Below are 26,968 nucleotides of genomic sequence, written 5' to 3' on the forward strand. Positions count from 1 at the left end.
CGTTTTAGCGTTCTGCTCAAGCACTCTGCTCGACGCCCAATGTCGATAGCAGGCTTTGCATCCGCTGCACCGCCAGCTCCGGCCGGTCGAGCACATTAGCGCCGTCAGCGAGACGGAAGATGTCGGCATAGTGCAGCACTCCGCGGGCAGACTGCATGCCGGCCGGCATGGCGAAATGGCGTTGATGTCCGTTCAGCCAGGCGAGAAAGACGACACCTGCCTTGTAGTATTGCGTCGGCGCCTCGAAGATCTTGCGTGACAACGGCACGGTCGGCTCGATCACGCCGCGGAAGGTGGCGAGATCGCCCTTGGCAAGGGATGCCAGCGCCTTGGAGGCAGAGGGTGCCACCGCGTCAAAGATGCCCAGCAGCGCATGGCTAAACTTCGTGCCGTCGCCTTCGATCAGTTCCGCATAATTGAAGTCGTCACCGGTAAAGCAGAGCACGCCGTCCGGCAGGCGGTTACGCAGCACCACTTCCCTGGAGTTGTCGAGCAGCGAGATCTTGATGCCTTCGACCTTGTCGCGGTTGGCTTCGATGATCGACAGCACCGTATCGAGCGCCTGGTCGAAGTCCTCAGAGCCCCAGTAACCGCGAAGTTGCGGATCGAACATGTCGCCGAGCCAGTGCAGCACGACCTTGTGCCTGACCTGGCTGAGGATACGCCCATAGACGTGACGATAGTCGTCGGCGGACCGGGCGACGCGGGCGAGCGCACGGCTTGCCATCATGATCGCCCTGCCCCCCTCGCCTTCGACGAAGCCGACCTGCTCTTCGTAGGCGGCAATTACGTCGTCCAGCGATCGCGTGTCGGCGGGCGCCAGGTGGTCGGTGCCGGCACCGCAGGCAAGATCGGCGCCCGGAACCTGTCGCGCGTCCGCAAGCGAGCGGCGGATCAGTTCCTGCGCGCCCGGCCAGGCAAGGCCCATGCCGCGTTGGGCGGTGTCCATCGCCTCGGCGATCTTGAAGCCAAGGCTCCAGAGATGGTGGCGAAACGCCATCGTCGCCTCCCAGTCGATCGCCGGATTGCCCCAGGGATCGAGATCCCGGAGAGGATCCGAGACCACATGGGCGGCCGCATAGGCAATGCGGTTAAAGGTCGGCGGCGTCTGCGGCCGCGCGATCGGCGTTCCCGTCAGGCGGTATTCTTCAAGCGAACCGTCTTGGCGCGGCAGCGTCAGGCTTGTCATCGGGGTAGGTCTCCTCCGCGGAAGTTTGTCTTGAAATACTTTGGATCGTTCCAAATGGCAAGTGGCATTGTTTTTGGGAATTCGCCAATGGCGTTATCGGTGGCGGTTCACGTGTGATTACATCGTTGTTTTGTATGGATTTATGTCATCTGAAAGGCGCCGATATCACTGGCATCTGATGCCGATTGATTGCTAGAAGAGTCGTTGGTCCAGAAAAAAGTGATCAATCATCTCTTGACGAAATTGGAACGTTCCAATTATGAAAGAGAAAAGCGGCTAAGAGAATTCGGGAGGATGCTGTGGTCAAGGAGAGGGTAACGGTCATCGATATCGCACACGCCGCCGGCGTGTCGAAGTCGACCGTGTCGCTGGTTCTCCAGGGCAGCTCGCTCGTCAACGAGGCGACGCGCGCCAAGGTCAATGCCGCCATCCGCGATCTCGGCTATGTCTACAACCGTGGAGCGGCCAATCTTCGCCAGGCGAAGTCCAAGATCATCGGCATCGTCGTCAACGATCTCACCAACAGCTTCTTTGCCGAACTCGCTGTCGGCGTCGATGCCGTCGTGCAGTCGGCGGGCTTCGTGCAGTTCCTCGCCAATACCGGGGAAAAGATCGAGCGTCAGCGCGAAGTGGTGGCGTCGATGCGGGAACACGGCGTCTCCGGCCTGATCGTCTCTCCGGCGCGCGGCACGGAAGTTGCCGATCTCGCGCCTCTGGTCGACAGCGGCATTCCCGTCGTGCTTGTCGTGCGCGACATTGCCGGCGCCGACGTTTCTTCACTGATCTCCGACAACCACGCCGGCGCCATGGCCGCTGTGCGCCACCTGATCGAGCGCGGCCACCAGCGCATCGCCTTCCTCGGCGGCTTTCCCGATACTGCCGTCTTCGAGGCGCGCATGCGCGGCTACCGCGATGCTCTCATCGAGGCTGGCATGCCGACGTCGGAGTCGCTGATCATCGGTTCGGCGCCGTCGCGCGCCGGCGGTGTCACGGCGGTCGAGCAGGCGATGATGCTCGCCGACCGCCCGACGGCGGCGCTTTGCTTCAACGATGCGGTTGCCTTTGGCGTCTGCGATGGCCTCAGGGCGCGGCGGCTGGAGCCGGGCGTCGATTTCGCCGTCATCGGTTTCGACGACGTGATCGAGGCGAAGACCGCGGTGCCGGCGTTGACGACGGTTTCGGTCGATCCGCAGGGCATGGGCCAGCGGGCCGCCGAACTGCTGTTGAAGCAGATCAAGGCCGGCAAAGTGGAGCCTGAGGCGATCGTTGGTTCGGTGCGCCTCGTCGTTCGCCAGAGCTGCGGCGCTGCGGTGGAGAGGAAAAGGGAGGCATTGGCATGACGCGGTGGGGTCTGATCGGCGCAAGCACGATTGCGCGTGAATGGGTGATTGGCGCGATCCGCGCCGCCGGTGGCGAGGTCGTCTCGGTCATGAGCACCAACGCCGAGCGAGGCGCTGCCTATGCCGAAGAAAACGGCATTCCGAAGTCGGTGACGTCAGTTGCGGAACTGGTCGGTGATCCCGACGTCGATGCGGTCTATGTCTCGACCACCAACGAATTGCATCGCGAACAGACGCTGGCGGCGATCGCTGCCGGCAAACACGTGCTTTGCGAAAAGCCGCTGGCGATGAATCTCAATGATGGCTGCGAGATGGTGCTGAAGGCGTGTGAGGCGGGCGTCGTCCTCGCCACCAACCACCATCTGCGCAATGCCGCCCCCCATCGCGCCATGCGCGAAGCGATCGCCGCGGGCCGAATCGGCAGGCCGATTGCGGCACGCGTCTTCCATGCCGTCTATCTGCCACCGCACCTCCAGGGCTGGCGGCTCGACAGGCCGGAAGCCGGCGGCGGCGTCATTCTCGACATCACCGTGCATGATGTCGATACGCTGCGCTACGTGCTCGACGACGACCCGATCGAAGCCGTTGCCATCAGCCACAGCGCCGGCATGGGCAAGGAAGGCCTGGAAGACGGCGTCATGGGCGTGCTCCACTTCCGCTCTGGTGTCATCGCCCAGTTCCATGACGCCTTTACCACCAGGTTTGCCGATACCGGCCTCGAGGTGCATGGCACCAACGGTTCGCTGATCGGCCGCAATGTCATGACCCAGCGACCGGTCGGAACCGTGACGCTGCGCAATGCCGATGGTGAGACCGAGCTGTCGCTCGACCATCGCAATCTCTACGAAACCGCACTTTCCGCCTTCCATGCTGCCGTCAGAGGCGAAGGCCGTCCTTCGGCGACGGGCGAAGATGGCGTCTGGTCGCTGGCGACCGGCCTTGCCGTCGTCAAGGCGGCTGCGACCGGCCAGGCCGTGGCCATCGAAACGGGACTTTGAACGATGTCGATGAACAAGCATATCTCGCCGGCCGAAGCGGCCGCCCTGATCCCGGATGGTGCGGTGGTTTCCGTCTCGTCGTCCAGCGGGCTCGGCTGCCCCGACCTGATGCTGAAGGCGATCGGTGAGCGTTTCGAGACGACCGGCCATCCACGCGATCTCACCACGCTGCACCCGATCGCCGCCGGCGACATGAGCGGCATCAAAGGTGTCGACTACATCGCGAAGAAGGGCCTCCTGAAGAAGATCATCGGCGGCTCCTATCCCTCCGGTCCTTCGAGCGCGGAACCGCCGCTGATCTGGCAGATGATCGGCGCCAACGAAGTGGCCGCCTATAACGTCCCGTCCGGCATCCTCTTCGACATGCACCGTGAAGCTGCGGCCAAGCGGCCGGGCGTCATGACCAAGGTCGGCCTCGACACCTTTGTCGACCCGTCGCGCGAGGGCTGCGCGATGAATGCTTCGGCGGCGGCCGAACCGGTGGTCAAGAAGGTCTCGTTCGAGGGCGAGGACTGGCTCTATTTCAAGGCGATCGCGCCGCAGGTGGCCATTATCCGCGCAACGACCGCGGACGAGCGCGGCAACCTCACCTATGAACACGAGGGCGCTTATCTCGGCGGTCTCGACCAGGCGCTCGCCGCCCGCAACAATGGCGGCATCGTGATTGCCCAGGTTAAGCGCATCACCAAGGAAGGCTCGCTTAAACCCCACGAAGTACGTGTGCCGGGCGTGCTGGTGGACTATGTTATCGTCGATCCCGACCAGAAGCAGACGACCCAGACGCTTTACGATCCGGCGATCTCAGGCGAAATCTTCCGGCCGCTCGACAGTTTCCGGGTGCCGGAGTTCAACATACAGAAGGTCATTGCCCGCCGTGTGGCGCAGGAACTGCAAGCCGGCAGCGCCGTCAATCTCGGCTTCGGCATCTCGGCCAACGTGCCGCGCATCCTGCTCGAAGAAGGCCTGTATGGCGCGGTCACCTGGGTGATCGAGCAGGGCGCCGTTGGCGGCGTGCCGCTCCTCGACTTCGCCTTCGGCTGTGCCTCCAATGCCGATGCCTTCATGCCCTCGCCCTACCAGTTCACCTATTTCCAGGGCGCCGGCTTCGACGCCTCGCTGCTCTCCTTCCTCGAGATCGACCGCAACGGCTCGGTCAACGTCTCGAAACTCTCCTTCCGCCCGCATGTGACGGCAGGCGCCGGTGGCTTCGTCGACATCACCGCACGGGCGAAGAAGATCGTCTTCTCCGGCATGTTCAATGCCGGGGCCAAGCTTACGATTGCCGACGGCAAGCTGGTGATCGAGAAGGAAGGCAAGCTGAAGAAGCTGGTCAATGAGGTCGAGCACGTCACCTTCTCCGGTCGTCGCGGCATCGAGCAGGGTCAGGACATCACCTATGTGACCGAGCGCTGCGTGATGAAGCTGACCCCTCAAGGCGTCATGCTGACCGAGATCGCGCCGGGTGTGGATCTGCAGGCGCATATTCTCGACCAGTCCGAATTCCCGCTGCTCGTTTCCGACAGGCTGAAGATCATGGATGCCGCACTTTTCCAGGAAGCACTGATCGGGTTGGAGCTGCCGAAGAAGCCGGCGCGCCGGCTTGGGGGAGGCGACCGTGGCTGAGGGGCGTATTCGTATCGAGGTGGATGGCGCGATCGCGACCATGACGGTTGCCCGTCCGGAAAAGCTCAACGCTTTCGACATCGACATGCTGAAGGCGCTGGCCGCCGCCTGCGATACGGTGGAAGCCGACCGCAATGTGCGCGTTGTCATCCTCACCGGCGAGGGCAAGGCGTTTTCGGCCGGCGGCGACATCAAGGCCTGGGGCGGCATGGATGCTCCTGCCTTCGGTCATGACTGGGTGCGCTTCGGCCATCGTGTGTTCGAGCGGCTGGCGACGCTGCGCATGCCTGTGATCGCTGCGCTGAACGGCCACGCGCTCGGCGGCGGGCTTGAGCTTGCTGCGGCCGCCGACATCCGCCTGGCCGAAGCGCAGATCAAGATCGGCCTGCCGGAAACGAGCCTCGGCATGGTTCCCGGCTGGTCGGGCACGCAGCGGCTCGTTTCCCGCTTCGGCGCCCAGATCGTCCGGCGCATGGTGCTGGGTGGTGAGATGTTCACGGCCGAGACTGCGCTCAAGGAAGGCCTGGTCGATGCCGTCGTCGAGACCGGCACGGTCCTTGCCGCAGCGCGCGATTATGCGGCGCGTGTTGCGAAGCGCGGCCCGGCGGCGCTCGAAATCTCGAAACTGATGATCGCTTCGGCGAATGGCGAAGACAATGGCTCGGCGGTCGAGGCTCTTGGTTCGATCCTCGTCGCCAAGACCGGCGACCTCAAGGAAGGTGTCGCCGCCTTCTCGGAGAAGCGTGAAGCCCAATTCAAGGGAGAATGGTAATGACCGTGCTGGTGAAACCCAAGCCGATCGCGGACCACAAGGTCCGGGCCTTCCAGATGCTGATCGACGGCAAATGGGTGGATAGCGCCGAAGGCCGCACGATCGAACGTGTAGCGCCCGGCCATGGCGTCGTTGTCAGCCGCTATCAGGCGGGCACCAAGCTTGACGCCGAAAAGGCGATTGCCGCTGCCCGCCGCGCCTTCGACGAAGGCGCCTGGCCGCGCATGACCGCCTCGCAGCGGTCGCTGGTGCTGTTGCGTGCCGCCGACATCATCGCCGAACGCGCCGATGAACTTGCCTATCTCGACGCGATCGAATCCGGAAAGCCGATCAGCCAGGCGAAGGGCGAACTCGGCGGCGCCGCCGACATCTGGCGCTATGCCGCGGCCCTTGCCCGCGATCTGCATGGCGAAAGCTACAATACGCTCGGCGACGGCACGCTCGGTGTCGTGCTGCGCGAAGCGATTGGCGTCGTCTCGATCATCACGCCCTGGAACTTCCCGTTCCTGATCGTCAGCCAGAAGCTGCCCTTCGCCTTGGCGGCGGGCTGCACGACGGTGGTCAAGCCGTCCGAACTGACCTCGGCTTCGACGCTGCTGCTCGGCGAAATCCTCGAAGCGGCTGGCGTTCCCTCGGGTGTCGTCAATATCATCACCGGCACCGGCCCGGAGGTCGGTGCGCCGATGACGACGCATCCGGATGTCGACATGGTGTCCTTCACCGGTTCGACCGGTGTGGGCCGCCTGACCATGGCCAATGCCGCGCAGACCCTCAAGAAGGTGTCGCTGGAGCTTGGCGGCAAGAACCCGCAGATCGTTTTCCCCGACGCCAATCTCGACGAATTCATCGATGCCGCCGTCTTCGGCGCCTATTTCAACGCCGGTGAATGCTGCAATGCCGGCTCGCGCCTGATCCTGCACCGCGAGATCGCCGACGAGGTGACGCGCCGCATCGCCGAACTCTCGGCCAAGGTCAAGGTCGGCGACCCGCTCGACCCGCAAACCCAGGTCGGCGCGATCATCACGCCGCAGCATCTGGAAAAGATCGCCGGCTATGTTTCTGCTGCGTCAAAGGAAGGGGCAGCGGTCGCCCATGGCGGCACGGCGCTCGATCTCGGCATGGGCCAGTTCATGGCGCCGACGATCCTCTCGGCCGTTCGCCCCGACATGGCGGTCGCCCGCGAGGAAGTGTTTGGCCCGGTTCTCTCGGTTTTGACCTTCGAGACGACGGAAGAGGCAATCCGCATCGCCAATGCGATCGACTACGGTCTTTCGGCCGGCGTCTGGAGCCGCGACTTCGACACCTGCCTGACGATCGGCCGCCGCGTGCGCGCCGGCACCATCTGGATGAACACCTTCATGGATGGTGCGTCTGAGCTTCCCTTCGGCGGCTATCGCCAGTCCGGTCTCGGCCGTGAACTCGGTCGGCACGCCGTCGAGGACTACACCGAGACCAAGACGCTCAACATGCATATGGGCGCGCGCACCGGCTGGTGGATGCCGCATTAAGGCTAGGGCGAGGGAGGAGAAGACATGCGGATCGACGGCGGAGATCAGAGGCGGCAGGAGGCAGCGTCACGCGACGCGGCCCTGCGCATCTTTTCCGCCCGCTCAGCCCGCCGTGCCGAAGCTCGCGGGAATCTGCGGACAGAGCAGCAATTGCAGCTTGCTGGCGTCGCTTTCGCCGCCGATCTTCTGCAGGAGCACCCGGCCCATGTCCTCGCCGGTCGCCGTCAGGTCCTCGTAGATCGTCTCGACCTGCGGCTGGATGGCGCTCAGCAGATGCGAGGTCTGTTTGGCGACGATGTCGTATTCGCGGCCAAGCGTCAGCCCGCAATCGCTCATGCCGGTGATGGTTGCGAGCGCGCAGACCTCCCCGCCGCACATGAAACTGTCCGGCGGACCGGGCTCGGCGTAGCGCTGCCGGATACGGTCGCGGATCTCGCCGGCGGGACTATCAAGGTCGATGCCGGAGAGGATCTCATAGGCGCAACCGGCCTCGCGCACGGCGGTCATGAAGCCATGCTGCAGATGCCCGGCGAAGGTGAAACCGGCGGGACCGCTGATGAGAGCCGGCTTGCGTCTGCCCTTGGCGATCAGGCGTTTCGTCGCCTGGTAGGAAAAGGTGAAATTGTCGTAGTCGACATAGGGATGCGGGGTGGAAAGCTCCGTGCGCCCATGGGTGACGAAGGGAAAGCCGAGATCGGAGAGCAACCGGACCCGCGGGTCGAGCGGTTCCGTGCGCGAGAAGATCAGGCCGTCGGCCATGCCGTTGCGGGTGATGTAGTTGACCGCCTCGACATTGGTCGAATTCAGGAAGTTCGGCATGACGATCAGGTGAAACGCCGTGCCCTGCAGCGCCTTGGCGATACCGCTCATGATCGAAGTGCCGTAGCCGAGGATTTCCTCGTGTGGGTCGAGCAGCACGCCGATGACATTGGTGCGGCCGGTTTTCAGGCGCTGGGCGGCCCGGTCGGGCGAGTAGCCGATCTCATCGGCGACTTCGCGCACCCGCTTGCGGGTATCGAGCGAAATCTGCGGCGCATCGGAGAGCGCGCGCGAAACGGTGGTGACCGCAAGGCCGGTGATTTCCGCGATCGTGCGAAGGGTCGGCTTGCCGCGCTTGGCGGTGGAGCCACCGTCTTCGTGATGGGCGGGCTTGGAGGGATCGGCCAATGCTTGTCATCCTGAGAGCGGGCGAGAGCGGGTTTTGTAACGTGGTGCGAAGGGTTAGGCAATCGAATCATGAAAACGTTTTAAATCTCGCATCGCGGCATGGTTTGCTGCACTGCAAAAGCCAATGTGTGCTATATAATTCAGCAAATTCAATCGGTTCTGAAGGTGCTAAAATACAAAATGGCGCAATGCTTGACTTGCTGAATTTATAACGTTTTAAATGGCCAGCCGCTGGCTAGAGCGGCGCGAATTCCGGGGTGGAGGAGGTTCCGCCTCGTTAACTTGCAAACGGGAGGATAACGATGCGCAAGTTGATGACGACGACGGCCGTTGTGGCGCTGATGATGGCGGCCACCGCCGCGCGCGCAGCCGAAAATGTTGAAGTTCTGCACTGGTGGACATCCGGTGGCGAAGCCGCCGCACTCGACGTTCTGAAGAAGGACCTGGAAAGCAAGGGCATCACCTGGACCGACATGCCGGTCGCCGGCGGTGGTGGTACGGAAGCCATGACCGTGCTGCGCGCCCGCGTCACCTCGGGTAACGCCCCGACCGCCGTGCAGATGCTCGGCTTCGACATTCTCGACTGGGCCAAGGAAGGTGCGCTTGGCAACCTCGACGAAACCGCTGCCAAGGAAGGTTGGGACAAGGTCGTGCCGACGGCCCTGCAGCAGTTCTCGAAGTATGACGGCCACTGGATTGCAGCACCCGTCAACGTCCACTCGACCAACTGGGTCTGGATTAACAAGGCCGCGCTCGACAAGGCCGGCGGCAAGGAGCCAGCCAACTGGGACGAGCTGATCGTGCTGCTCGACAACTTCAAGGCCCAGGGCATCACCCCGATCGCCCATGGCGGCCAGCCCTGGCAGGATGCGACGATCTTCGACGCGGTCGTGCTTTCGCTCGGCACCGACTTCTACAAGCAGGCTTTCATCGATCTCGACCCGGCAGCGCTTGGCGGCGACAAGATGAAGGAAGCCTTCGATCGCATGACGAAGCTGCGCTCCTATGTCGACGACAACTTCTCGGGCCGTGACTGGAACCTCGCTTCCGCCATGGTCATCGAGAACAAGGCCGGCCTGCAGTTCATGGGCGACTGGGCAAAGGGCGAATTCCTGAAGGCGAAGAAGGTGCCGGGCACCGATTTCGTCTGCATGCGCTTCCCGGGCACGCAAGGCTCGGTCACCTTCAACTCCGACCAGTTCGCGATGTTCAAGGTTGCCGACGACAAGGTCCCGGCCCAGCTCGCCATGGCTTCGGCCATCGAAAGCCCGACCTTCCAGTCGGCCTTCAACGTGGTCAAGGGCTCGGTCCCGGCCCGCACCGACGTTCCGGACACGGATTTCGACGCCTGCGGCAAGAAGGGCATCAAGGACCTCGCCGAAGCCAATGCCAGCGGTAAGCTCTTCGGTTCCATGGCGCACGGCCATGCCAACCCGGCTGCCGTCAAGAACGCGATCTACGACGTCGTGACGCGTGAGTTCAACGGCGAACTGACGTCCGAAGAGGCCGTCAAGGAACTGGTCGCTGCCGTCGAGGCCGCGAAGTAACGGGCTCGTTCCGGGGCGCGCTCAAAGCGCCCCGGACACCCACTCCGACATGCAAGCGCCGTCGTGCCGCCGTGACCATTGGGACGCGGGGAAGGGCGCTTTGATACCCAGAACCTCGCGCGGATGCCGATATCAGGGATTTCCCGACGGCCGCGCCAGAAGTGGTGAACGTTCATGGATAGCCGCAGTCGCCTGCAGGACCTGATACCGAAGCTGGTCCTTGCCCCGAGCTTCCTTATCGTCCTGATCTTTGTCTATGGCTTCATTGCCTATACCGGCTTCCTGTCGATGACGGACAGCAAGATGCTGCCGTCCTACAATTTCGTCGGCTTAAGCAACTATGCGAAGCTGTGGGCACTGCCGCACTGGTGGCGGGCGGTGAGCAACCTGGCGATCTTCGCCGCGCTCTATATTGCCATCTGCTCCGTGCTCGGCTTGGGGCTTGCGATCCTGCTCGACCAGAAGATCCGCGCCGAAGGGTTCTTAAGGCCGATCTACCTCTATCCGATGGCGCTTTCCTTCATCGTGACCGGAACGGCGTGGAAGTGGTTCCTCGATCCCGGCATCGGGCTTGAAAACACCATGCATCTCTGGGGCTGGGAGAGCTTCTCCTTCAACTGGATCAAGGATCGCAACTACGCGATCTACTGCGTCGTCATCGCCGCGGTCTGGCAGTCGACCGGCTTCATCATGGCGATGTTCCTGGCGGGCCTTCGCGGCGTCGACAACGAGATCATCAAGGCGGCGCAGATCGACGGCGCCAAGACCTCGACGATCTATCGCCGGATCATCATCCCCTTGATGCGGCCGGTGTTCCTGTCGGCCTTCGTGGTGCTCGCCCATCTGGCGATCAAGGCCTACGACCTGATCATCGCCTTGACCGGCGGCGGCCCGGGCCAGGCGACCGAACTGCCGGCGACCTTCATGTATTCCTACACCTTCACCCGCAACCAGATGGGCATCGGCGCGTCCTCGGCGATCATCATGCTAGTGATGATCTTCTCGATCATCGTTCCCTATCTCTATTCCGAAATCCGGGGAGCAAAACGCTGATGAGCGCTCCGAGCCCAGACAACATCATCTCGCACAACCGCCTCACCCGCGCGTTGATCTACACCGCGCTGATCCTCTTCGCGCTCTATTCGCTGCTGCCGCTCTACGTCATGCTGGTGAATTCGGTTAAGCCGCTCGACGAGATACGCCAGGGTGGCATGCTCAACCTGCCGCAAACCTGGACGATCGAGCCCTGGCTTCAGGCCTGGTCTACGGCGCAGATCGGCGTTCAGCCGACGGGTCTCAAACCCTTCTTCATCAACTCGATCCTGATGGTCGTTCCGGCCGTAGCGATCTCGACGATCATCGGCGCGCTCAATGGCTACGTGCTGACGAAGTGGCGCTTTCCCGGTGCCAACATCTTCTTCGGCATGCTGCTTCTGTCCTGCTTCATCCCGTTCCAGATCGTGCTGATTCCGATGGCGCGCATTCTTGGTATCCTGGGGCTCGCCGGTTCGATCTGGGGCCTGATCTTCGTCCATGTGATCTATGGCCTCGGCTTCACGACGCTCTACTTCCGCAACTACTACGAGGCGTTCCCGACCGAACTGGTGCGCGCGGCGCAGATCGATGGCGCCAGCTTCTTCCAGATCTTCTGGCGCATCCTGCTACCGTCCTCCGGCCCGATCATCGTCGTTTCGGTCATCTGGCAGTTCACCAACATCTGGAACGACTTCCTGTTCGGTGCGTCTTTCTCCGGCCCCTATTCGACGCCGATGACGGTCGCGCTCAACAACCTTGTTGCGTCGTCGACCGGGGTCAAGGAATACAACGTTCACTTCGCAGGCGCGATCCTCGCCGCCCTGCCAACGCTCATCGTCTACATCGTGTCCGGCCGCTACTTCGTTCGCGGGCTGATGTCGGGCGCCGTGAAAGGATAAGCTCATGTCTTTCTTGAAAATCAGCAACCTGCGCAAATCCTACGGCTCGCTCGAGATCCTGAAGGACATCAACCTTGAGATTGAAAAGGGTGGTTTCCTTGTGCTCGTCGGCCCCTCGGGCTGCGGCAAGTCCACGCTTCTCAACACCATCGCCGGGCTGGAGCCGATCACGTCGGGGGAGATCGCCATCAACGGCCGCTCGGTCGCCGATCTGCATCCGTCGAAGCGCGACATCGCCATGGTGTTCCAGTCCTACGCGCTCTATCCGAACATGACGGTCGCCGGAAACATCGCCTTCGGCATGGAAATCCGCGGCGTGCCGAAGGACGAGCGCGAGAAGGCGATCAAGCAGGTCGCCGACATGCTGCAGATCGGCCATCTGCTCGACCGCAAGCCGAGCCAGCTTTCCGGCGGTCAGCGCCAGCGCGTCGCCATGGGCCGTGCGCTTGTGCGCAACCCGCAGGTCTTCCTGTTCGACGAGCCGCTTTCCAACCTCGACGCCAAGCTGCGCGTCGACATGCGAACGGAGATCAAGCGCCTGCACCATCGCATGAAGACGACGATCGTCTACGTCACCCACGACCAGATCGAGGCGATGACGCTGGCGACCAAGATCGCGGTCTTGAAGGACGGCGTGCTGCAGCAGTTCGGTACGCCGGCGGAAATCTACAACAATCCGGCGAACATGTTCGTCGCCGACTTCATGGGCTCGCCGGCCATGAACCTGTTGACGGCGCGCATCGAAACGAGCGGTTCCGACGTTGCCGTCACGCTCGCGCGCCCGAACGCCGAGCCGATGAAGCTGGCGGTGCCGCATAACGGCGCACTCTCCGCCTATGCCGGCAAGGACGTCGTCTTCGGCATCCGTCCGGAAGCGCTGACCGATCCTGACGGGGCCGACCGCAATGCCAAGGCGATCGTCGAAGGCGAATGCCTGATCGAGGTGGTTGAGCCCGCGGGTTCGGACACCTTCGCGGTCACCCGTCTCGGCGGCAAGGAAGTCGTTGCTCGCCTGCGCGCCGATGCGCGCATCGCCCCCGGCCAGACCTCGCGCCTTGCCTTCAATCTCGACAAGGCCGTGTTCTTCGATCCGCAGAGCCAGCAGCGGATCGCGTAACGAACGATGCAGGAGCGGCCGGACATCGTCATCATCGGATCGGGTATCGGCGGCTCCACCCTTGCGGCGGGGCTTGCCGGCTCCGGTGCCCGCATCGCCATCCTCGAGCGCGGCGAGCGCCTGCCCGATACGCCGGAGGCGCGCAGCTACAGCTCGATCTTCGTCAAGGGCCATTTCCGGCCCAGGGAGATGTGGCGCGAGCCCGATGGTACCGAATTCAATCCGGGAAATTTCTACTTCGTCGGCGGCAATTCCAAGCTCTTCGGCGCGGTGCTCCTGCGCTACCGGGCCGAAGATTTCACCGAGATGCAGCACCTTGGCGGCGTCTCGCCGGCCTGGCCCTTTCCCTATGAGGAACTGGAGCCATGGTACGGCAAAGCCGAGCAATTGTTCGAGGTGCGCGGCGAGCTGGGCCAGGACCCGACCGAGCCGTTCCACGCTTCGCCCTATCCTCACGGCCCGGTACCGGACGAGCCGGCGATTGCCCGCGCGCGCGCCGAGTTGAAGGCGCAGGGACTGCACCCGGCGACGCTGCCGCTCGGTGTCGATATCGAGACGTGGCTCGCCGGCGGGCGCACGCCATGGGACGGATTTCCCAACACCGGCAAGGGCAAGAAGGATGCCGAGACCGCATCGCTCGCGGCCGCCCTGAAGGACCCCAATATCGAGCTGATCACCTCAGCCCATGTCGACACGCTGGAGGCAGGCCCGGGCGGGCGGATCGAGGCGATCCACTACACCCACAGGGGCGAGAGGAAGCGCCTGTCGCCGAAGCTGGTGATCCTGTCAGCGGGCGCGATCAATTCGGCGGCCATCCTCCTGCGCTCCGGCGACGGCAAGGGTCTCGCCAATGCCTCCGACCAGGTCGGCCGCAACTTCATGAACCACAATTGCAGCGCCATGCTGGCGATCAACCCGTTCAAGCGCAACGACAGCATCTACCAGAAGACGCTGATGCTGAACGATTATTACCTGACCGGCGGCAGGGACGGCCTGCCGCTCGGCAATGTCCAGCTGCTCGGCAAGATCAACGCCGACATACTCAAGGCCAATGCGCCTATCTGGGCACCGCGCTTCGCCTTCGACTTCATGGCCGGTCATGCGGTCGACTGGTACATGATGACGGAGGATCTGCCGAACCCGGAAAGCCGCATCATGGTCGATGGCAAGGGCATCATCATGCAGTGGCGGCGCTCGAACATGGAGGCGCTGTCCGGGCTCGAAGCGAAGATGCGCGCGCACTTCAAGGCTGCGGGCTATCCGATCGTGCTTTCCCAGCCCTTCGACAAGCGCACGCCGTCGCATCAGTGCGGCACGGTGCGCATGGGCAAGGATCCGAAGGATGCGCCGCTCGACGTCTATTGCCGCGCCTTCGATCATCCAAATCTCTTTGTCGTGGACGCCGGCTTTCTGCCCACGTCCGCCGCCGTCAACCCGGCGCTGACGGTTGCCGCCCAGGCGCTGCGCGTCGCCGACCATATCGCCACGAAGGAGTTCCGATCATGACATCATCGACGCGTCCCGTCGCGATCGTCACCGGCGGCCGCCGCGGCATCGGGCTCGGCGTTGCCCGCGCGCTTGCGCGCGAAGGTTTTGACATCGCCATCACCGGTCTCGGCGCTCCAGACACTGCCACGGATCAGACGCTTGCCGAACTTGCGGGCGACGACGGCCGGGCCATCTACATCGAGGCGAATCTCGCCGATGCAAACGGCCACGCCGCGACGGTCGAGCGCGTTCGCGCCGAACTTGGCCCGATCCGCTGCCTGGTCAACAATGCCGGCATCGCCTCGGTCATCAGGGGCGATTTCCTCGACCTGCTGCCGGAGAATTTCGATACGATCGTCGCCACCAACCTGCGCGGCACGGTGTTTTTCACCCAGGCCGTCCTCGTGTCGATGCTGACCGATCCGGCCGATGTGACGCCGCGATCGATCATCAACATCACCTCGGTTTCGGCGACGATGAGTTCGCCGGAGCGGCTCGACTATTGCATGACCAAGGCCGGGCTTGCCGCCTTCAGCCAGGGTCTGGCGCTCCGGCTCGCCAATACCGGAATCTCGGTCTTCGAGATCCGTCCGGGCATCATCCGCTCCGACATGACCGCGGGCGTCTCGGCGAAATACGACACACTGATCGATGGCGGGCTGGTGCCGATGCGCCGTTGGGGCGAGCCGGACGATATCGGCAACATGGTGGCCGGTCTCGCCGGCGGCAAATTCGGCTTTGCCACGGGCTCCGTCATCCAGGCGGATGGCGGCCTTTCGATCGGCCGACTCTAGGAAACAGGCAGGATTTACGGACGCTCGCAAGCGGGCAGGGTTTGGAGTTATCACGCCGAATATTTGGAACGTTCCAAATGGCGGCGGCGGAGGAAGACAGGGAATGAGCTACGACTACATCATCACCGGTGCCGGCCCGGCCGGCTGCGTTCTCGCCAACCGGCTTTCCGAAGACCCGGCGGTGCGCGTGCTGCTGTTGGAGGCGGGCGGTGGCGACTGGAACCCGTTGTTCCACATGCCGGCCGGTTTCGCCAAGATGACCAAGGGGGTGGCCAGCTGGGGCTGGGAGACCGTGCCGCAGAAGCACATGAAGGGCAGGGTGCTGCGCTACACCCAGGCCAAGGTCATTGGCGGCGGCTCCTCGATCAACGCCCAGCTTTACACCCGCGGCAACGCCGCCGACTACGATCTCTGGGCCTCTGAGGACGGCTGCACCGGCTGGGACTATCGCAGCGTGCTTCCCTATTTCAAGCGCTGCGAAGACAACCAGCGCTTTGCCGATGACTACCACGCCTATGGCGGGCCGCTCGGTGTTTCGATGCCGGTCTCGGCCCTGCCGATCTGCGACGCCTATATCCGTGCCGGCCAGGAACTGGGCATTCCCTACAACCATGATTTCAACGGCCGCCAGCAGGCGGGCGTCGGCTTCTATCAGCTCACCCAGCGCAACCGTCGCCGCTCAAGCGCGTCGCTTGCCTATCTCTCGCCGATCAAGGATCGCCGTAACCTGACGGTCCGCACAGGCGCGCGCGTCGCGCGGATCGTGCTTGAGGGCACCCGCGCCGTCGGCGTCGAAGTCGTCACGGGCAAGGGCAGCGAGATCATCCGGGCGGAGCGGGAAGTGCTTGTTTCCTCCGGCGCCATCGGTTCGCCAAAGCTCTTGCTACAGTCCGGCATCGGCCCGGCCGATCACTTGAAGTCGGTCGGCGTCTCGGTGAAGCACGACCTGCCCGGCGTTGGCGGCAACCTGCAGGACCACCTCGATCTCTTCGTCATTTCCGAATGCACCGGCGACCACACCTATGACGGTGTGGCGAAACTTCATCGTACGCTATGGGCCGGACTGCAATATGTGCTGTTCCGTTCCGGACCGGTGGCGTCCTCGCTCTTTGAGACTGGAGGCTTCTGGTATGCCGAGCCCGATGCGCGTTCGCCGGATATCCAGTTCCATCTGGGGCTTGGCTCCGGCATCGAGGCGGGCGTCGAAAAGCTGAAGAACGCCGGCGTGACGCTCAATTCCGCCTATCTGCATCCGCGCTCGCGCGGCACGGTCCGGCTTTCTTCCTCCGATCCGGCGGCAGCGCCGCTGATCGACCCCAACTATTGGGAGGATCCGCACGATCGCAAGATGTCGATCGAAGGGTTGAAGATCGCCCGCGAGATCATGCAGCAGGCGGCGCTGAAGCCTTTCGTGATGGCGGAACGTCTTCCCGGCAATTCGGTCATCAGCGATGAACAGTTCTTCGACTATGGCTGCGCCAATGCCAAGACCGATCACCACCCCGTCGGCACCTGCAAGATGGGGACGGACGCCATGGCGGTGGTCGGCCTCGATCTGAAGGTGCGCGGGGTTGATGGCCTGCGCGTCTGCGATAGCTCGGTGATGCCGCGCGTTCCCTCTTGCAACACCAACGGGCCGACGATCATGATGGGGGAAAAGGGCGCCGACATCATCCGCGAGCGTCAGCCCCTGCCGCCTGCCATCTTTGCCCACGAACGTAACGACAGCCGCCCGCGCGCTCGCGCCGATATCCGTTGAGGTCCCCATGATCCGCCATTGCGTCTTCATCCGTTTCCGCCCCGAAATCTCCGAGGAGGAGAAAGCAACGATGTTCGACGAGATCGTCGCGCTGAAATCACGGCTGCCAGGCTTCATGGCAGCCCATATCGGTGGCAATGTCAGCCCGGAAGTGGGCATGGACAAGGGCCATGGTCTGGGCTTCATCGTGGACTTCACCGATGCGGCGGCACGCGATGCCTATCTTGAAGACGAGCAACATCGCAAGACCGGTGCCAAGATCGTGGCCGCAGCCGAAGGCGGCGTTGCCGGCGTCTTCGTCTACGATCTCGAAATTGCCGATTGAGCCGCGACGATGATTGACGCGCGCCCCTTTCTGACCAAGCTGTTCGACGCGGCCGTTCGAGCCGCTGATCCCTATGAGGCGATCAAGGCGCATCTGCCCGATCCGCCAAAGGGGCGGACCGTGGTCGTCGGCGCCGGCAAGGCGGCGAGCCAGATGGCGGCCGCCTTCGAGCGGCTCTGGAAGCATCCGTTGAGCGGGACGGTGGTGGCACGGCACGGCCCGATCGAGCATTGCGAGCGGATCACGGTGCTGCAATCGGCCCACCCCGTGCCGGACGAAGCTGGCCTCGCGGCCTCGAGCGTGCTGCTTTATGCCGTCTCCAACCTGACGGCCGACGATCTCGTGGTTGCGCTGGTTTCTGGCGGCGGCTCGGCCCTGCTGCCCGCGCCACCTGAAGGTTTGACGCTTGCCGACGAGATTGCCGTCAACAAGGCGCTCCTTGCTTCCGGTGCACCGATCTCAGCGATGAACGTGGTTCGCAAGCACGTGTCGCGCATCAAGGGCGGTCGGCTCGCTGCGGCGGCTTTCCCGGCGCGTGTCGTCAGCCTGGTGGTCTCCGACGTGCCCGGCGACAATCCGGCCTTCGTCGCCTCGGGTCCAACCGTTCCGGATCGCAGTACGGCGGCGGAGGCACTTGATATCGTTGCCCGTTACCACATGGTGCTGCCCGATGGGGTGATGGCGCATCTGCGCTCGGAAGCGGCAAGGGCGCCCGATCCGGACGATCTGCGTTTTGCCGGACATGAATGCCACGTGATCGCTTCGGCGAGCGTGTCTCTCGAAGCGGCCGCGGCCAAGGCTCGCGAACTCGGCATCGAGGCGCACATTCTATCCGATGCGATCGAGGGAGAGGCGCGTGATATCGGCCGCATGCATGCGGCGCTCGCTCGTGAGGTGGCGCTCAGGAGCCGCCCCTTCGAGAAGCCGGTGGTGCTGCTTTCCGGCGGCGAGACGACGGTGACGATCTCAGGCAAGGACTACGGCAAGGGTGGGCGCAACAGCGAGTTTCTACTGTCGCTGGCGCTCGACATTGATGGCGTTGCGGGCATTGATGCGCTTGCGGCGGATACGGATGGAATCGACGGTTCCGAGGACAATGCCGGCGCCTTTGCCGACGGGGAGAGCATAACCCGCATGCGGGCGGCCGGCATCGATCCGCGCCTGCACCTCGCGCGACATGATGCCTGGTCGGCCTTTGCCGCGAGTGGCGATCTCTTCGCGCCCGGACCGACGGGAACGAACGTCAACGATTTCCGGGCGCTGCTGATTCGTTAGCGCGTGGCTCTTTGGCAGAGAAGGTAGCCGGATTCACAGACAGCCGAAACCGCGATGCCGCCGCCGAGATCTTCGGCGGCGGCATTGCTTTGAGTTACTTGGCGCGCTTCAGCGCGTCGCCGAGGATCGAAACGATCTCGCCGAAATGCTTCTCTTCGGCGATCAGCGGCGGCGAGAAGGCGATGATATCGCCGGTGACGCGGATCAGCAGACCCTTTTCGAAGCAATCGACGAAGACGTCGTAGGCGCGGGCGCCGACAGCGCCGTCGCGCGATTGCAGCTCGATGCCGGCAATCAGGCCGATCGTGCGGATGTCGATGACGTTGGGCAGGCCCTTCAGCGAATGCATGGCGTCATGCCAGGCGTCCTGCAGCTCGACAGCGCGGGTCATCAGGCCCTCGTCGCGGTAGATGTCGAGCGTGGCGATGCCGGCGGCGCAGGCAGCCGGGTGACCGGAATAGGTGTAGCCGTGGAAGAGCTCGATCGCGTTCTCCGGGCCATGCATCAGAGCATCGTGCACCTTGCGGCTGGCAAAGACCGCGCCCATCGGGATGGCGCCGTTGGTGAGGCCCTTGGCGGTCGTCAGCAGATCCGGTGTGACGCCGAAGAAATCGGTCGCAAACGGTGCGCCGAGACGGCCGAAGCCGGTGATGACTTCGTCGAAGATCAGCAGAATGCCGTGCTTGTCGCAGATGGCGCGCAGCCGCTCGAGATAGCCCTTCGGCGGGATCAGCACGCCGGTCGAGCCGGCGACCGGTTCGACGATGCAGGCGGCGATGGTTTCGGCGCCGTGCAGCGCCACCAGACGCTCGAGATCATCGGCAAGTTCGGCGCCGTGCTCCGGCTGGCCCTTGACGAAGGCGTTTTTGGCGAGGTCGTGGGTGTGGCGAAGGTGGTCCGAGCCGGGAAGCTGCGGGAAGACGCGGCGGTTGTTGAGGATGCCGCCGACGGAAATGCCGCCGAAGCCGACGCCGTGATAGCCGCGCTCGCGGCCGATAAGCCGGGTGCGCGTGCCCTGGCCGATCGCGCGCTGATAGGCGATCGCGATCTTCAGCGCGGTGTCGACCGATTCGGAACCGGAGCCGGTGAAGAACACGCGGTCAAGCTTCTGGCCCTCCGGGCCGGGCGCGATCTCGGCGAGGCGCTCTGCGAAATCGAAGGCGATCGGGTGGCCCATCTGGAAGGAGGGGGCGAAATCCATCGTCGAAAGCTGGCGCTCGACGGCAGCGGCAATCTGGCGGCGGCCATGGCCGGCGTTCACGCACCAAAGACCGGCAGTGCCGTCGAGGATCGTGCGGCCATCGGTGCTGGTGTAGTGCATGCCTTCGGCCGAGGCGAGCAGGCGCGGGGCCTGCTTGAACTGCCGGTTGGCGGTAAACGGCATCCAATAGCTGTCGAGAACGGGGGCGTTGGGCTTGGTGTGCTGGTTCATGGCATCCTCCTGAGATCGGCGATTGACGCCATGATTTGATTTGCCAAACAAGTCCTTTTCTGATGTCACTTAACTCATTGAATTTCATCGGGTTGATGCAGTGTATTTGCGCTATTTCGAACAACCTGAACACCGGAATGAACAGCCATGAGCGTCGATATCGGAAACCGGCTTCGTCACCTCCGCCTGATGCACAATCTGTCGCAACGAGAACTCGCCAAACGCGCGGGCGTGACCAACTCGACGATCTCGCTGATCGAATCGAACGCCTCCAACCCATCCGTCGGCGCGCTGAAGCGCATTCTCGACGGCATTCCGATAGGCCTTGCGGAGTTCTTCTCCTTCGAGCCGGAGAAGCCGCGCAAGGCGTTTTATGCAGCAGAGGAACTGGTCGAGATCGGCAAGGGGCCGATTTCCTACCGCCAGATCGGCGAAAACCTCTTCGGCCGCAGCCTGCAGATCCTGAAGGAGGTCTATCAGCCGGGTGCCGATACCGGAAAGGTGCCGCTGGTGCATGACGGCGAGGAGGGAGGCATCGTGCTTTCGGGCCGCATCGAGGTCACCGTCGATGACGAGCGAAGGATCCTGGGGCCGGGGGATGCGTATTACTTTGAGAGCCGCCGGCCGCATCGCTTTCGCTGCGTCGGGCCGGTGCCTTGTGAAGTGATCAGCGCCTGTACGCCGCCGACGTTTTGAGGGGGGTAGGCTCGCCTCGTCAATTGGCGCAGGTGGAGTGCGAGGATGCCCCTCATCCCGCTGCCGCGACCTTCTCCCCGCAAGCGGGGCGAAGGGACATGCGGCGTGCTCCCTGATCCCTCTCGAACGTCGTGGCGATGCAGTTGCTCGCGCGCCAAGCCGCGCTGACGAGAAGATCTGCCCTCGCAAGTGGAAAGTAGCCGGAGCTGCACACTCGATGGCGTCCCCTCTCCCCGCGCGCGGGGAGAGGGTTAGGGTGAGGGGCAGATTGCCTGCTCAGGAGAGCCGGGTGCAGGCGTCGGCGATGCGCGTCAGCGCTTCCTTCAGTTCCGCTTCCGACGTCGCATAGGAGATGCGGAAGAACGGCGACAGACCGAAGGCCGAGCCCGGAACGACGGCGACGTGGGCGTCGTCGAGCAGGTAGGCGCAGAAGTCCGTATCCGTCTCGATCGCCTTGCCCGATGGCGTGACCTTGCCGAGCATGCCGGCGCAGCCGGAGAAGGTGTAGAAGGCGCCTTCCGGGACGCGGCAGTCGAGACCGTCGATGGCGTTGAGGCCGTTGACGACGAGATCGCGGCGGTGCTGGAAGCTGGCCGTGCGTTCCTTCAGGAACTCCTGCGGGCCGGTCAGCGCAGCAACCGAGGCGGCCTGGCTGACGGAAGAGGGGCATGAGGTGGCCTGGCTCTGGACCACGGCCATTGCCTTGATCAGGTCCCGCGGACCGCCGGCATAACCGATGCGCCAGCCGGTCATGGCATAGGCCTTGGAGACACCGTTGACCGTGAGCGTCCGGTCCTTGAGGCGAGGTTCAAGCTGGGCCGGAGTGACGAAGCGGAAGCCGTCATAGACGATGTGCTCGTACATGTCGTCGACCAGCAGCCAGACATGCGGATGCTTCAGGAGCACGTCGAGCAACGGCCGATAGTCGGCAGCGCTGTAGGCCGCACCCGATGGGTTCGACGGCGAATTCAGGAGCACCCAGCGCGTCCTCGGCGTGATTGCCGCTTCGAGCTTGTCGGCCGTCAGGCGGAAACCGGAGGAGGCGTCGCAGGGGATCAGAACCGGATTGCCTTCGCAGATCTGGACGATATCGGAATAGGAGGTCCAGTAGGGCGTCGGGATGATCACTTCGTCGCCGGGATTGATCGACGCCATCATGGCGTTGAACAGGATCTGCTTGGCGCCGGTCGCCACCGTGATCTCGTCCTGCTCGTAGGCGAGGCCGTTTTCACGCTGGAATTTTTCGCGGATCGCCTTCTTCAGCTCCGGCGTGCCGTCGAGCGCCGTGTATTTGGTTTCGCCGCGCTTGATCGCATCACAGGCGGCGTCCTTGACGGTGTCAGGCGTGTCGAAGTCCGGCTCGCCTGCGCCAAGAATGATGACCGGCTTGCCTTCGCGCTTCATCGCTTGCGCGCGGGCGCCGATCTTGAGGATTTCGGACACCCCGATCGAGGAGATCCGCGAGGCGGGCTTGAAGCCCGCCTCCTTGACCGTTGCGTTGATGGTCATGGTCGAATCCTACTTAAGTGCGCCGGTTATTCGATGTCGAACGACACGCCCTGCGCCAGCGGCAGAGCCTTCGAATAGTTCACCGTGTTGGTGGCGCGGCGCATGTAGGCCTTCCACGAGTCCGAGCCGGATTCGCGGCCGCCGCCGGTTTCCTTTTCGCCGCCGAAGGCGCCGCCGATTTCAGCACCCGAGGTGCCGATGTTGACGTTGGCGATACCGCAATCCGAGCCGTCGACGGCGAGGAAGCGTTCCGATTCCTGCATGTCGCGGGTGAAGATCGAGGACGACAGGCCGGCCGCGACCGCATTGTGATCGGCGAGAACGGCGTCGAAGTCGCTGTACTTCATGACGTAGAGGATCGGCGCAAAGGTCTCTTCGAGAACCGGGCCGGCCTGTTCAGGCATTTCGACCAGAGCGGGCTTGGCATAGTAGCCGTTGTCGTAGCCGAGCTCGACGCGTTCGCCGCCGGTGACGCTGCCGCCGTGCGACTTTGCTTCACCGATTGCCTTCTGCATGCCGTCGAAGGCGGCCTTGTCGACCAGCGGGCCGACGAGGGCGGTCGATTCCAGCGGGTTGCCGACCGATACCGAGCCATAGGCCTTCTTCAGGCGCGGAACGAGCTGGTCATAGACGCTCTCGTGCACGAAGAGACGACGCATGGTGGTGCAACGCTGGCCGGCGGTGCCCATGGCGCCGAAGGCGATGGCGCGCAGGGCCATGTCGAGATCGGCCGAGGGGCAGACGATGCCGGCATTGTTGCCGCCGAGTTCGAGGATGGCACGGGCGAAGCGCTTGGCAAGGCGCGGACCGACGTCGCGACCCATGCGGGTCGAACCGGTGGCCGAAACGAGCGGAACCTTCGGGTTGTCGACGAGGACTTCACCGACGGTGCGGTCGCCGATCAAAACCTGCGACAGGCCTTCCGGCGCATCGCCGAAGCGGGCGAGCGCACGCTCGAAGATTGCCTGCGAGGCAAGCGCCGTGAGCGGGGTCTTTTCCGACGGCTTCCAGACGACGGAGTTGCCGCAGACGAGCGCCAGCGCCGTGTTCCACGACCAGACGGCGACCGGGAAGTTGAAGGCCGAGATGACGCCGACGACGCCGAGCGGATGCCAGGTTTCCATCATGCGGTGGCCGGGGCGCTCGGTGGCGATCGTCAGGCCGTAGAGCTGGCGGGAGAGACCGACGGCGAAATCGCAGATGTCGATCATTTCCTGAACTTCGCCGAGGCCTTCGGAGGTGATCTTGCCGGCCTCGATCGAAACCAGGCGGCCGAGGTCGGCCTTGAAGGCGCGCAGTTCTTCGCCGAGCAGGCGGATCAGTTCGCCGCGCTTCGGTGCCGGAACCAGGCGCCAGGCCTTGAAGGCTTCATGGGCCTTTTCGATCTTGGCGGCGGCTTCCGCGGCCGAAACCGTCTTGAGGTTGCCGATCTTTTCGCCGGTGACCGGGCTGTAGGACGGCATGTCGCCGCCGGTGTAGAGTTCCTTGGCGACGCCCATCTTTTCGAGAAGCGCTGCGGCTTCCTTGGTCACGTCGACTTTCTTGGTTGCGATGTTCATGGTCTGACTCCCGTTTTCCTGGCTTTGCCTATCCGAAACGCACGCTACCGAGCTTTCCCGGCGAGGTGAGCGTCTTCAGGCCTGCGGCCATGTCCTTGAGTTTGTCTGGTGTATAAAAGTCGTAATAGGCCTGGTTGCGGCGGCCGATCGCATGTTCCGCGCTGAAGCTGCCGTGATACTCCTCAACGGCGACCGCGAAAACCCATTCGCGAAGCCGCGCTTCGAAGGTTTCGTCCTGAAGCAGCGGGCTGTCCTTCGGCACGACGAGGTTGAAGTGCACGCCGCCGTCACCGATATGGCCGAAATCGCAGACGGTCACATCAGGGAATTTCGCCGGCATTTCGACCTTCATATGGTCGCAGAAGGCCATGATGTCACCCCTGCGGAAGGAGACGTCGAACGCGATCAGCTTGCCGAGGTGCTTGACCCCCTCGGACAGCGCGTGCCTCAGCGCCCAGATCTCGTGCGGCGGGCCGACGAAGGCGTCGGCGAGCGGCGCCTCCTCCATCTCCCAGATCTCGGCGAGCGCCGATTCCAGCACGGCATCGAGCGACTGTTCGCCTTCGCGTGGACCCCAGGTGCGGCTGATTTCGGCGAGGATGACATAATCAGGAACGTTGCCGCCCTGGAAGGGGTTCTTCAGCGACGGCACATGGGCAAAGGCGGCCTTGACGGCGTTCTTCGACATGCCCTCGAAAGCCGAGAGATAGGCGCCGAGACGCTCTTCCATGGCGCGAAGCAGCGGCATCACATGGGCGCCGCTGGCCGGAACCAGCAGGGCGGTTGCGGTCTGCTGCGGCAGGCGTTCGAGGTTGAGCACACATTCGGTGACGATGCCGAAGGCGCCCGAAGTGCCGACGAAGAGCTGCTTCCAGTCAACGCCGGTGTTGTTCTTGCGCAAGTCGCACTGCAGGTCGAGCACGGTGCCGTGCTCGTCCGCGAGTACGACCTTGAGGCCGAGGGTGTTGCGCCGTACGTCGCCGTACTTCAGGAAGCGCGAACCGCCGGTATTGGTGGCGATCATGCCGCCAATGCGCGGGTCGGCGCCGAGATCGATCGGGAAGAACAGGCCGTGCTCTTCCAGCCGCCGGTTGAGATCGGACAGCCGGAAACCGGCGTCGAGCCGCACCGAGCGGTTGTCGAGATCGAGATCGAAGCGCCTGGTCAGCCGGTCCAGGCTCAGAACCGCCTCGTCGCCCGATTGATCCGGGGTCGAGCCGGAAACGAGGCCGGTGTTGCCGGATTGCGGGATCAGCGCGATGCCGTTCGTAACGCAATAGGCAACTGCAGCAGAGACTTCTTCCGTCGTCGCCGGCCGCAGCACGAGCGAGGTCCGACCGCGATCGTAGCGCGCGCCGGTCTCGTAGGCTTCCAGGTCTTCAGGACGCGTAACGACACCCTTGTCACCAAGGATGCCGCTCAGCGCGTCGATGTGCCGTTTGTCGATCATCAGAAAAGCATCATTCCGCAGCGATCGCGCCGGTCAAGGCCCGGACGCAGCTTTCGATCGAAGCCTGTTCAATGCCGGCATAGTGGTCGAACTCGTTGAGGACGGTGGCGCCGAGATCCGCCTCGAAGCGCTTCTGGTTCGGGCTGGCGACGAAGTCCTGCTGGGCGCCGTCGCCAAGGTTCGACTGGAAGATACCCGCGGCGCTGACCGGCAGGAAGTCTTCGTAGACGATCGCGTCGAACTGGACGAGGCCGGTGGCGATCAGCGCTTCGATGTCACGCGCCGGGGAGACGCCGGCCTTGCGGCCCTTTGTCGTCAGCGAATAGCTGAAGTAGCCAAGCCCGGCTTCGCGGATACCTGCCCACGTGTCCGGGAAGGGCTCAAAAGCCGTGGCGAGGGCCGCTTCGTATTCGCGGGCATTGGAGCCGTCGGCGGCCGGGCGGACGATCTTGCGCGAGGCGTCGAGCAGGTCGTCATAGAGCGCACGGCCCTTCGGGGTCAGCGCAATGCCGCGCTGCTCGATCTCGCCGAAGCGGGCGGTGTGGGAGCCGGCCTTCCAGGCACCGTCGGCGTCCTTGAAGGAAACCGGTTCTTCCAGCGCCTTGAACGAGGTCTGGCGCAGGAGGATCGGGCATTTGCGGGTCGGCGGTCCCTCGACGACGGCCTTCGGCGCGATCGCGTATTCCGGCATGAGCGCCTGCACCTTGTCGATGTCGAGCGTGCGCGGCGTCAGGTGGTTGATGTGCGGACCCTTGAAGGAGACGACGTCGGCGATCAGGCGATGGGCGTCGTGCAGCCGCTTGTACATGTCGGCGCTGACATTGGCCTTGTCGTGCCAACGGAAGGTTTCGAGCACCTCCGAGACGAAACGTTCGGCGTCCGCCTTGTCGAGGCCACCGTCGCGCTCGGCTTTTTCGGTGAGTTCGACAGCGATGGGCGTAAAGATCCGGCGCTCGGCGAGGATCTCCTGTGACTCGGCGCGCAGGCTCTCGTCAGCGATCAAGTCCAGGCGCAGCAGCGAGGTGAAGACGCGGAACGGATTGCGCTTCAGCGCCGTCTCGCCGACCGGGCGGAAGGCGGTCGAATGAACCGGGACGCCTGCGGTCGACAGGTCGTAATAGCCGACCGGGTACATGCCCATGACGGCGAAAACGCGGCGCATCATTGCGAGCTCGGCCGGCGTGCCCAGGCGGATCGCACCGTGGCGCTCCTCGGAGATACGGTCGAGCGAATCGGTGGCGTCGAGGCGCTCCTTCAGCTTGGGGTCGGCGGCGAGCGTATCGTCGTTGACCTTGGCGACCAGCTCCATCAGCGTGCCATAGGCCGGCACCTCTTCGCGGTACATGACCGACATGGCTGCGGAAAAGGCCGAGCGGATGTCGTCGGCCGATACGAAACTATTCTCTTTCACTGGGGCTCGCCTCGCGCTATGGGTGAAGGACAAGGTCATTCTCATTTCGGATCATATCCGATCGAACTGGCCATT

22 protein-coding genes are annotated in these 26,968 nt (G+C 63.7%); 15 read left to right on the forward strand and 7 right to left on the reverse strand.

All coding sequences use genetic code 11. From position 1 onward, the window contains the following. Positions 1-16 precede the first annotated feature (16 nt). Complete coding sequence (locus V7S54_RS12660) at positions 17-1,189, reverse strand: dihydrodipicolinate synthase family protein (RefSeq protein WP_065374023.1); 1,173 nt, start codon at positions 1,187-1,189, stop codon at positions 17-19. 299 nt (positions 1,190-1,488) lie between these two features. Here V7S54_RS12660 and V7S54_RS12665 point away from each other — a divergent pair, with 299 nt between their 5' ends. From V7S54_RS12665 to V7S54_RS12685, 5 genes are read left to right on the forward strand one after another with little or no spacing between them, the layout of a single operon-like run. Continuing rightward, positions 1,489-2,529 carry a LacI family DNA-binding transcriptional regulator gene (locus V7S54_RS12665; protein ID WP_065374024.1) on the forward strand — a complete coding sequence of 347 codons (1,041 nt, stop codon included), beginning with the start codon at positions 1,489-1,491 and terminating at the stop codon, positions 2,527-2,529. Continuing rightward, positions 2,526-3,527, forward strand: coding sequence for a Gfo/Idh/MocA family protein (locus V7S54_RS12670; protein WP_065374025.1), 1,002 nt, complete (start codon positions 2,526-2,528; stop codon positions 3,525-3,527). The genes V7S54_RS12665 and V7S54_RS12670 overlap by 4 nt, the downstream gene beginning before the upstream one ends. 3 nt (positions 3,528-3,530) lie before the next feature. Beyond that, positions 3,531-5,150: an acyl CoA:acetate/3-ketoacid CoA transferase gene (locus V7S54_RS12675; protein ID WP_336408455.1), complete on the forward strand. Its 1,620-nt coding sequence runs from the start codon at positions 3,531-3,533 to the stop codon at positions 5,148-5,150. Next, the gene (locus tag V7S54_RS12680; RefSeq protein ID WP_065374026.1) at positions 5,143-5,922 is read left to right on the forward strand and encodes an enoyl-CoA hydratase/isomerase family protein; all 780 of its coding nucleotides are present in this window, start codon (positions 5,143-5,145) and stop codon (positions 5,920-5,922) included. The genes V7S54_RS12675 and V7S54_RS12680 overlap by 8 nt, the downstream gene beginning before the upstream one ends. After that, positions 5,922-7,430, forward strand: coding sequence for an aldehyde dehydrogenase family protein (locus tag V7S54_RS12685; protein WP_065374027.1), 1,509 nt, complete (start codon positions 5,922-5,924; stop codon positions 7,428-7,430). Before V7S54_RS12680 ends, V7S54_RS12685 begins: the two co-directional genes overlap by 1 nt. A gap of 102 nt (positions 7,431-7,532) precedes the next feature. Here the strand turns inward: V7S54_RS12685 and V7S54_RS12690 are convergent, their stop codons facing one another. Next, positions 7,533-8,597 carry a LacI family transcriptional regulator gene (locus tag V7S54_RS12690; protein ID WP_065374028.1) on the reverse strand — a complete coding sequence of 355 codons (1,065 nt, stop codon included), beginning with the start codon at positions 8,595-8,597 and terminating at the stop codon, positions 7,533-7,535. Between the two features lie 314 nt (positions 8,598-8,911). On the opposite strand from V7S54_RS12690, the gene V7S54_RS12695 reads away from it, so the two are divergent. From V7S54_RS12695 to V7S54_RS12735, 9 genes are all read left to right on the forward strand, one after another. Beyond that, positions 8,912-10,144, forward strand: coding sequence for an ABC transporter substrate-binding protein (locus V7S54_RS12695; RefSeq protein WP_419178161.1), 1,233 nt, complete (start codon positions 8,912-8,914; stop codon positions 10,142-10,144). Between the two features lie 174 nt (positions 10,145-10,318). Further along, positions 10,319-11,197 carry a carbohydrate ABC transporter permease gene (locus V7S54_RS12700; RefSeq protein WP_065374030.1) on the forward strand — a complete coding sequence of 293 codons (879 nt, stop codon included), beginning with the start codon at positions 10,319-10,321 and terminating at the stop codon, positions 11,195-11,197. Further along, entirely contained in the window at positions 11,197-12,078 is an 882-nt protein-coding gene (locus V7S54_RS12705) for a carbohydrate ABC transporter permease (RefSeq protein ID WP_065374031.1), read from the forward strand. The genes V7S54_RS12700 and V7S54_RS12705 overlap by 1 nt, the downstream gene beginning before the upstream one ends. A gap of 4 nt (positions 12,079-12,082) precedes the next feature. Further along, positions 12,083-13,195, forward strand: a complete 1,113-nt coding sequence (locus V7S54_RS12710; protein ID WP_065374032.1) for an ABC transporter ATP-binding protein — start codon at positions 12,083-12,085, stop codon at positions 13,193-13,195. Positions 13,196-13,201: 6 nt separating this feature from the next. Beyond that, complete coding sequence (locus V7S54_RS12715; protein WP_065374033.1) at positions 13,202-14,701, forward strand: FAD-dependent oxidoreductase; 1,500 nt, start codon at positions 13,202-13,204, stop codon at positions 14,699-14,701. Continuing rightward, the gene (locus tag V7S54_RS12720) at positions 14,698-15,477 is read left to right on the forward strand and encodes a 3-ketoacyl-ACP reductase (protein ID WP_065374034.1); all 780 of its coding nucleotides are present in this window, start codon (positions 14,698-14,700) and stop codon (positions 15,475-15,477) included. The genes V7S54_RS12715 and V7S54_RS12720 overlap by 4 nt, the downstream gene beginning before the upstream one ends. 103 nt (positions 15,478-15,580) lie before the next feature. Further along, on the forward strand, positions 15,581-17,236 hold the full coding sequence (locus tag V7S54_RS12725) for a GMC family oxidoreductase (RefSeq protein WP_065374035.1): 1,656 nt from the start codon (positions 15,581-15,583) through the stop codon (positions 17,234-17,236). 7 nt (positions 17,237-17,243) lie between these two features. After that, positions 17,244-17,561, forward strand: coding sequence for a Dabb family protein (locus V7S54_RS12730; protein ID WP_336408454.1), 318 nt, complete (start codon positions 17,244-17,246; stop codon positions 17,559-17,561). A 9-nt stretch (positions 17,562-17,570) separates the two neighbouring features. Continuing rightward, a complete protein-coding gene (locus V7S54_RS12735; RefSeq protein WP_065374037.1) occupies positions 17,571-18,836 on the forward strand; it encodes a glycerate kinase type-2 family protein in 1,266 nt (421 codons plus the stop codon). Positions 18,837-18,930: 94 nt separating this feature from the next. Here the strand turns inward: V7S54_RS12735 and V7S54_RS12740 are convergent, their stop codons facing one another. Beyond that, a complete protein-coding gene (locus V7S54_RS12740; RefSeq protein ID WP_336408453.1) occupies positions 18,931-20,268 on the reverse strand; it encodes an aspartate aminotransferase family protein in 1,338 nt (445 codons plus the stop codon). A gap of 147 nt (positions 20,269-20,415) precedes the next feature. Here V7S54_RS12740 and V7S54_RS12745 point away from each other — a divergent pair, with 147 nt between their 5' ends. Further along, positions 20,416-20,964 (forward strand): cupin domain-containing protein, encoded by a 549-nt coding sequence (locus V7S54_RS12745; protein WP_065374039.1) that lies wholly within the window; start codon positions 20,416-20,418, stop codon positions 20,962-20,964. 276 nt (positions 20,965-21,240) lie between these two features. Here V7S54_RS12745 and V7S54_RS12750 read toward each other — a convergent pair whose 3' ends face one another. The 4 genes from V7S54_RS12750 to hglS are packed head-to-tail and all read right to left on the reverse strand — an operon-like array spanning position 21,241 to position 26,893. Beyond that, positions 21,241-22,473 (reverse strand): pyridoxal phosphate-dependent aminotransferase, encoded by a 1,233-nt coding sequence (locus V7S54_RS12750; protein WP_336408452.1) that lies wholly within the window; start codon positions 22,471-22,473, stop codon positions 21,241-21,243. Between the two features lie 26 nt (positions 22,474-22,499). Next, positions 22,500-24,032 (reverse strand): L-piperidine-6-carboxylate dehydrogenase, encoded by a 1,533-nt coding sequence (amaB, locus tag V7S54_RS12755; protein WP_065374041.1) that lies wholly within the window; start codon positions 24,030-24,032, stop codon positions 22,500-22,502. 28 nt (positions 24,033-24,060) lie between these two features. Continuing rightward, entirely contained in the window at positions 24,061-25,482 is a 1,422-nt protein-coding gene (locus tag V7S54_RS12760; RefSeq protein ID WP_065374042.1) for an FAD-binding oxidoreductase, read from the reverse strand. Between the two features lie 10 nt (positions 25,483-25,492). Further along, positions 25,493-26,893: a 2-oxoadipate dioxygenase/decarboxylase HglS gene (hglS, locus tag V7S54_RS12765; RefSeq protein WP_065374043.1), complete on the reverse strand. Its 1,401-nt coding sequence runs from the start codon at positions 26,891-26,893 to the stop codon at positions 25,493-25,495. Positions 26,894-26,968 lie beyond the last annotated feature (75 nt).

It is taken from the genome of Ensifer sp. CCNWLY38, from assembly GCF_037120565.1.
Taxonomy (GTDB): domain Bacteria; phylum Pseudomonadota; class Alphaproteobacteria; order Rhizobiales; family Rhizobiaceae; genus Ensifer; species Ensifer adhaerens_H.